At 34.6% G+C, this 7978-nt stretch carries 7 protein-coding genes and 1 pseudogene; 2 read left to right on the forward strand and 6 right to left on the reverse strand.

What is annotated here, in order from left to right:
- The 3 genes and pseudogenes from K8V80_RS02775 to K8V80_RS02785 all read right to left on the reverse strand — a co-directional run.
- Positions 1-310 (reverse strand): annotated as a pseudogene (locus K8V80_RS02775) (DNA helicase UvrD); the annotation flags it as partial.
- The gene (locus tag K8V80_RS02780; RefSeq protein ID WP_276775311.1) at positions 295-1863 is read right to left on the reverse strand and encodes an ATP-dependent nuclease; all 1569 of its coding nucleotides are present in this window, start codon (positions 1861-1863) and stop codon (positions 295-297) included. The pseudogene K8V80_RS02775 and the gene K8V80_RS02780, both read right to left, overlap by 16 nt.
- A gap of 378 nt (positions 1864-2241) precedes the next feature.
- On the reverse strand, positions 2242-2544 hold the full coding sequence (locus K8V80_RS02785) for a hypothetical protein (protein WP_006744935.1): 303 nt from the start codon (positions 2542-2544) through the stop codon (positions 2242-2244).
- A 421-nt stretch (positions 2545-2965) separates the two neighbouring features.
- On the opposite strand from K8V80_RS02785, the gene K8V80_RS02790 reads away from it, so the two are divergent.
- Positions 2966-3949: a HEAT repeat domain-containing protein gene (locus K8V80_RS02790; RefSeq protein ID WP_006744936.1), complete on the forward strand. Its 984-nt coding sequence runs from the start codon at positions 2966-2968 to the stop codon at positions 3947-3949.
- Between the two features lie 73 nt (positions 3950-4022).
- Here K8V80_RS02790 and K8V80_RS02795 read toward each other — a convergent pair whose 3' ends face one another.
- The 3 genes from K8V80_RS02795 to K8V80_RS02805 all read right to left on the reverse strand — a co-directional run bounded on the left by K8V80_RS02795 (position 4023) and on the right by K8V80_RS02805 (position 6917).
- Positions 4023-4556, reverse strand: a complete 534-nt coding sequence (locus K8V80_RS02795; protein ID WP_276775315.1) for a hypothetical protein — start codon at positions 4554-4556, stop codon at positions 4023-4025.
- Between the two features lie 196 nt (positions 4557-4752).
- Positions 4753-5733 carry a hypothetical protein gene (locus K8V80_RS02800; RefSeq protein ID WP_276775316.1) on the reverse strand — a complete coding sequence of 327 codons (981 nt, stop codon included), beginning with the start codon at positions 5731-5733 and terminating at the stop codon, positions 4753-4755.
- A gap of 188 nt (positions 5734-5921) precedes the next feature.
- The gene (locus tag K8V80_RS02805; RefSeq protein WP_276775318.1) at positions 5922-6917 is read right to left on the reverse strand and encodes a hypothetical protein; all 996 of its coding nucleotides are present in this window, start codon (positions 6915-6917) and stop codon (positions 5922-5924) included.
- 253 nt (positions 6918-7170) lie between these two features.
- Between K8V80_RS02805 and K8V80_RS02810 the strand changes: the two genes are divergently transcribed.
- Entirely contained in the window at positions 7171-7794 is a 624-nt protein-coding gene (locus K8V80_RS02810) for a CatA-like O-acetyltransferase (protein WP_276775320.1), read from the forward strand.
- Positions 7795-7978: the final 184 nt, after the last annotated feature.

A 7978-nucleotide genomic window follows, 5' to 3' on the forward strand; every position in this document is an offset into this window, starting at 1 on the left:
GATAAAATATAGGATTATCTCGCCTTAACCTTAATGTTTGCTGATTTGGCATATTCCACATGATACCTTTAGCCCTAATCTTATCCTTTAAAAAAGGTTGATAGCATACATGTATCAGAAATTGAAAATATGAAATAAGTGTAACATTGTGAGGTACATAGCCAAATTTTTTAATTATACACTTACGGATGTTCGCAACATTATTATCAGTATACGTAACAATAAGGAAACGTTTCTCCAAGTTTAGCATATTTATTAAGAAAGTTGTTTTTCCAGATCCTGCTACTGCAAGTATTAAGCGTCTATCCATTTTATTGCTTTTTGTATATATTGTGGAACGATAAGTGTGTCCATCCTATTTTTTAATAACCTATATGCTACATCTGCCTTATTTTTAAGCATATAATCTATTGTATCTAATCTGCGTCTTGGAGTCTGGAACTCATCATTACATATATCTTGGTTATCTTGATAAATACATATTTCAAAAGTATGTCTTGCATCATCAATGTCTGAAAAAATGCGAATATTATCGAATTGATTTTGAATGTAGTCCACGTAAATGTCCTTTATATTAGAATTATAGTCACTATCGTTATCGGTTATTACCGCCACCTTATTATGCAACAATTTAGCTATTTCTAAATATCTTTTAAAGCATTTACCATCAACTGCAATAACACCTATTCCACTTGCATAAAGATCTTTATCAATTGTTCTTTTATACAAAGCTTCCATCAGTATAAACTCTGCGTCGCCTTCTACCAAAATAGATTTTGGAGACAACACAAACTGGAGCATATTGTTATCGGGAGCTTTCGTGAAGAAATCAGCTGTGTCTTCAGACAAATCAGCCAAACCAACTACGTTGGTAGACAAACTATTGAAAAGCAAACATTTCTTCAAATTCAATCTTGTGGCGATAAGGTCACTATGAGTAGAGATAAAAAGCTGACGATTTCTTGTACCTTTTATAAGTGTAATGAGTTCCAACATTTTGATATAACTCAAATGATTTTCTGGTTCCTCAATTAATACCATGTCAATGCTATTAATTGCTCTATTCATTGATAGCTCTGTCTTTATGAAACATTGAGTACCCATACCTTTGTTTTCCAAAGGAATCTCATTTTCCAAAAGTGTAATATCCGTTTCAATATTATCATCTGCCGATTCCCTAATAGCAAAACTATAAGGATGTACTAAAGCATTATATTGAGACAATGTTTGAGTTTGGAACTGAATTTTACTATCCTTGTAAGCATACCTTGCATTCACTCTCTGTACATCAGTTAACTGTGCGTGATAGATATCGTTAACGTATTCGCGCATAGCACGTGGACTGCCTATAGTAGAGTTGTCTACAAAGAGACTCTTCAACTTCTTAGTATAAGCATTGAATGATTCTCCAGCAAAAGTATCAAATATGACATTGTAAAATTCTAATGGAAAAGAAGCATGCGGATTTTGTAACAATTGGTATATTTGCTGACTATAATCATCATTTGGAATACAACGTAGTCTAATGCCTGAACATATCTGACTAATGCTATTATTTATACCTTCCAACGAAGGATCTGGTTGATTAGAAAAGTAGAGTTCTACATACATCTCTGGCAAATTAGTAGGATTTCTATCTCCTTTCATATATTCAAGCATATTCTCAATGTTAAATAGTTTATTAAGACCAATATTCTCAACACGTGTTCTACTTCCACGAGCAACAAGATCAATAGCTTGTAAAATTGTACTCTTTCCAGATTCGTTATCTCCAACAAAAATATTAATATCAGGATTAAAATCCAGGGTAAGGTTTTTGAATCTTTTAAAATTATGCAGTTTTATTTTGGTTATTGTAAGCATATTTTACAATATTATTTTTTATGTTTTGTTTAGTAAATTACTTATATAAAATACATCTCATAACAAATAAGATAAATAAAATCTTTTGTAGTTTCTATAATAAAGTAAGAGATAACTTTTACAATCAAGGGTTCTATAAGATAAATATTCAGATCTCCAGTCTCTATCTTCTAAAGTAGGTAATTGTTGGGCTGCTAGCTCAAATATTATAGAAACGCACAGCAAGTCACTTTTCCATATTCCATGAGTATCACTAAGTTTATTACCTAGGTCAATATACTGAAGCAAGTTTATCTGTCCTTATCAATGACCGCCGCAAATATTGAATGGCTTTATGCGTGCTTCTCTCCTTATTTATAAAGATAGAAACCACCGATTTTAGCACCCACTCCCATCAATAGAGCAAGAGGCTGCATCTGTAGATGCTGGGGTAGAATGCAATCCTGCTTCTTCGGGAGTAAGGGTTACTGTGCCGTCTTCGAGAACGAAACAAGGTATTCCTATCGACCCCATTTTCTTAGCTTCATCAAATATAGGGTTGTTATCACGTAGTTTAAGGAAAGATTTAAGGTCTTTCACGTGCAAACCGATATCAATACTTTCATACTTATCATTTCCTTTTACTTGCTCCTCTAGACAGGTACAGTCTGGGCAAGTGCTCATTCCATATATTTTTATCATAACTCTTTTGGTTTTAATGTAAAGTTGATAGGCAAATAGCCTTTTATAAAGGTATATAAAAATTGGGTAAATTCATCTGCCAAACTATCAAAAAGACAAACCCCAATAATGAGGAAAAACAAGGATAAAAACAGCGTGTTTGTTTTGGCTTAGTCATGTGCTTCTCTTGACACCGACATGATGAGTACATGACACCGACATGTTACCCTTTTTACCCTGATAAAAGTGGACTGCTCTCAAAGCTCCCTCTTTAATATTCCTTTTCTCTTTAGACTATGGAGTGAGTGGATTTATCTTTTTTCTATACAAAATGCTAGTTTCCTTGCTATTATTACAAATTTATTATTACTTGTAGTCAAATTGCTAGTTTGTAGAGGGGAGTAACTCTGCAAAACCTTAAACCTATTAAACCCAATATACTATGGAAGAGAAACAAAGAAATCGGAAAGAAATCAAAATGTTCACTTGCATTTTGGAGAACTTATCGAAAGATCCTAGTGTAAAAGTTAGGGTAGCCGTTGCAACCAACATTTTGACTCCAGAAAATATTTTAAAAAGACTAGCCAAAGATACTAGTTTTAATGTGAGACGTGTGGTGCAAGGGAGTAAGCACGTATCATCCGAATTGATAGAATTACTGAACAAGCGACAAGCTTTGCTCGATGAAAGAGATAAGGCTTCACAATTTTATACTTCACTAGATTCTTTGGAGAAACTAGCAAGAGATAAAGACTTTGCCGTTCGACAAGGTGTGGCAAGTAATCCCAAAACCCAAAAAGATATACTAGCAGAACTCTCTAAAGATGAGAATATACGTGTTCGCCAGGGTGTGGCTAGTAACCCTAGTACACCCCTTGATATACTGCGAGATTTGGCAGAGGACAAAGATTTTAGAGTGAGAGGTTCTGTAGCAAGGAATCCGAATACTCCTATTGAAACCTTAACCCTCCTCTCCGACTACTCTTATTATCGGGTTAGAGAAGTGGTAGCAAGCAATACCAATATCTCTCAAGCTTTGATACAGAAACTAGCAAAGGATGAACACCCTGCTGTGAGACAAGAGATTGCAAGTAACGCAAAGACACCCATAGAGATATTAAGGAAACTGGCTGAGGATGTAGATCCGTGGGTGCGATCCACTGTAACAACCAATGAAAATGTGACTTTGGAGTTACTCGAAAAACTGGCTAAAGATGAAGATTTCAGGCCACGACAAGGAGTAGCCAAAAACAAGAATTTGCCTATCTCCCTGCTTGTTCAACTGATGAAAGATGAAAACACGGATGTTCAAAAAGCAGCGATCAATAATGTTAATGCACCTTTAGAGTTGCTTACAGAAATGGCAAAACAGGAGAATGAAGATATACGAGCATTGGTGGCAAGTAGTACATTTGGCATTCGCTAAGGCCTAAATGGTTGTTTGTATAAAATAAAAACGGGGTGATACTCTTAATTCAGTATCAACCCGTTTTGGTATGTTAATTTATAGTCAATCCCTTAGACTGAAAATAAAGTTCTTCGAGCAATTTTACCATAGCGAAAAAGCGCAAATCTTTGTCGTCTGTAGAAAAATATTCAGAAGGAGCCCAACTAATGTATTCATCTATCAACTCCAAAGCTCTCTTTTTTATCGCTTCAGTATCATTCTTGCAACTGGTTTTAACAGCTACCTGATACGGTTTTACATACTCCTTCAAGTAGGTGTAATCATACCTTTGCCGCTGTTTTGCTTTAGCTGCTCGTATAGCATTTAAGTGATTCTTCCGAGCTTCTAGTTCACTACTATCCCCCTCGTGCAACCACTCTTGCTCTTCAATAAGCTGAAGCATTGCTTTTAGCTTTAAGTCTTTTTCCATCCGTGAGAAATACCAAGTAGGATATTCTCCGATGTATTGGTTAATTACTTGTTTTGCACGCTCTATGATAGCGGCAGAATCATTACTACATTCGTGTACCAGTACTTCCTTGTACTGTGCTATACGCTGAGCATATAGCTTTTCGTTTGCACCCATAATTTTTAAATTAATGTGTGAATAATGTTGATTAACTCTTTAATACCTTGGCAAGGTAGCCACTTCTGTCCTATTTTACTACTCTTTTTGAATAATTATTTGAGTTGGTCAAAAGATTAAAATAACTACTAAGCCCCCTTTATTACTCTTTTTCTGGAGAATAAAGGGGGCTTAGTAGATCAATGATAAAAAAACATCAGCAAAGTCTTTGTAGTAAATATCGATCTAAATCATTGAATAATCCATTGGGATACTTCAAGCTATAATAACCAAAATTGCGAGTTCTAAAGCTATCTACCCAGAGCTTAACCTCGGGAATTAAGCGCATAGCAGCATCTGTATATACGGCCCAATCGTGGTATATCCCCTGTGGGTATTCCAAAAGGTATGTGGTATAGTTTTGTAGTTTAGAGCAATTTAAAAAGCAATGAAAATCATCCCGATTTGACAAATTAATCACTTTAGCTAACTGACTAGGATCTACAGAATAACCCGATAAGGATTTAAAATCCTCCTCTAACAGCCCTTTATACTGCATTAAGGAATGCTTGATATCACTATTGATATCTGTCTGCAACAAAGCATAAAGTATCGCTATAGCATTTAGGTACAAACCCCGTACATCTTCGGTGGTAAGTGATGCGTTTTTATAGGCTTCAGCACTTAGTAAGTGCATCAAAGATTCTATCACCATACGGATAACCTGATCCACTGCCGCAGAATATTCTTCTTTGATTTGATCTTGCTCAGCAAAGATAAACAGGTAGTAAATATGTGGAATACACTCTTCAACAAAGCTCTTTACATCATTCATATCAATTAGCCTACGATTATCGAAGGCGAGAATGGCCTCTTGGAGGGCAAAAAACTCTTTTTTGATTTTCATCTGCCCATAATAATCCAAACAAGCATCATTCTGCTTACTCAATAAGTCGATTGCATCAATGTATATTTTTTGACTCGCTATGCAGCTTGCTAAATTGAGTAAAATATCAGAATACAGATACCCGAGCAGCTTATAATCGGCATGCTCTGTTAGTTCTTTCGCCCTGTTTATCAATTTTACAGAATAATATGCAGGGTTCCTTGTTTCTCCACTATACAAAAGCACATGTGTATAAGAATTTTTGTAATCCCTCACACCTTCCAGAAACGAATTTAAAAGCTCATTTTTCATACTCCTAAGATTCAACTTTATCTCTAAATTTAAGGAGTATTATTGAGAACTAATAAATTTAAATCTACTATTTTACAGATTCCGAAGATATCTATCTTTCTATATAACAAGAAGAATGCAAACCAATATTCTTTTATATGAGAATCTGATTTGCATTCTTCTTAAAAATCAATGAGCCTAATGCTAAACTAGTTACATTCTGCTATTAGTTTTTGCGCAGTAGTGACAAATATACCTGTAGGACATTCTTCAAGATATACATCTATTTTTGAATCCTTGTAACAGTCACACCAGTTGGACACATCGAATAGTTTTTCGGCTTGAGCATCTTCGCATTCTGCTTCAACAATAAATATTCCTTCGGGATATTCCTTTATGTACGTATCAAACTTATTCACCGATAGACAGTGTTGGTAACACTCCATATCCTGCTCATACTTTAAATGAATTAAGGAGTCTTCTGGTTTAAACTCTTCTCCAAATACATTTAGATAAGTAGCACAGAGGCTTTTGAAATAACGATTTATTTTAGCACTCAGAATAGGAAGTACATCCATTTTATGCATGGTATCTAATATAGAAAGAGCTTCTAGAAACTTCTTTTGTGTAAAAGATCTTTCAATAGCCACGCTACTTTCATCTGTTTTGCAGATAAGTAAGGTATCCAAACCGTCATGAATTATTCTTATACTTCTATTTATCAAGCGCACCATTAGGTCTGTATAATTATAGCATTCACTTTGGCTTTTATCTATTAGCACACGAGAAAGTGTGAGTGAATATTCATATTCTTGCAGAAGAATGACTAAATCATTAATACTTAGTTCATTATTAGAATTTTCAAGAATACTGACTAAATCACCAATATTATCAACCTCCTCTTTTATTTTTGCATTACGAGCTACTGTCAGTTCAATTAGAGTGTTGAGTAAGTTTTTATGAACCACATTAAATTCATCTCTATCTACTACATGATCTTTAGCTAGTAAGTAAAGAAAGTTTTTGTAGTAATACCCTATTACATTTTCATATCCATAAATAGGCATACTATCTGCTATTGCTAAGATATTCTTTACCATACCCGTTTTACAGTCTTTGTTTAAAGAATTTGTTTTACCCTGGTTTATAAGACGTTTGTACTCCAATAAACCCATCTCAAATCGATTTGCATTTTCTATATTCACAGCATTTTTTTTTAGTGGCTGCAAATATATCTAAAACAGATACTGCCCAATTTTATCTGCATTAAAAACAAATCATCCGACCTAGAAATACAAATAACATAGGTTAAAAATGGCTTTAACCTTCACTTTTTGGCTTGATAGGTAGAACATTTTCAACACAACTGAGTTTATAACTCATATACCTTACTTACTACGCGACATTCCTTGACACCCCTACTGATTAAGTTTTGTATTAACTCTAAATAAACCAACTATGAAGAAGATAGATATATCTACTTGGGACAGACGCGAGCATTATGATTTCTTTAATCTGGCAGCTCCTTGTTTTAACCTGAGTTTCCCCCTCGATGTAACCAATCTCTATGCTTATGCTCACGAGCATAAACTTTCTTTCTACCTGATATTAGTCTATTTATCTACAGAAGTAATGAACGAGGTAGAAAACTTTAGATTCAAAATTATAGATGATGAGGTTTATCTGGTTGACCGACTACACCCTATGTTTACACACATGAAGAAAGGGCATAGTCTTTTCCATGTTACTGCTTATAAGCTTGATGAACCTATGGATGAATTCTGTGTACGGGCTAAAGAACTGACAGAAAATCAAACTACTTTCATTTCCAATCCTGATAATTTAGGCCATGAAGAAGTAATCTATTTCTCTAGTTTCCCGTGGGTAGAAATGATTTCACTAACAAATGAACATGATGCAGACCCTAATCATTCCATTTCTCGTATTACATGGGGAAAATATATCAATTGGGGAGGCAGACTCAAGATGAATGTATCCGTGGAAGCCAATCACAGACTCGTAGATGGGTACCACATTGCACAGTTTGCTATGAAGCTACAAGAGAGAATTGATAAGATGTAACAGATTTTACTTTGATATTAAAGCCTAAAAAGGCTCTTTTGGCTTATCAAGAGAGCCCTTTTGGGGTATAAAGAAATGTAGCATAGAGAGAATAAAATGCTTTATTCTTCTTTGTGAGATTTATACAAGAGCACAGATAGTCTCAATAAATAAAGCACAACAAGCACTACTGCCAAAAATAGTA

This window comes from Bacteroides coprosuis, assembly GCF_020741705.1.
Lineage (GTDB): Bacteria > Bacteroidota > Bacteroidia > Bacteroidales > Bacteroidaceae > Bacteroides_E > Bacteroides_E coprosuis.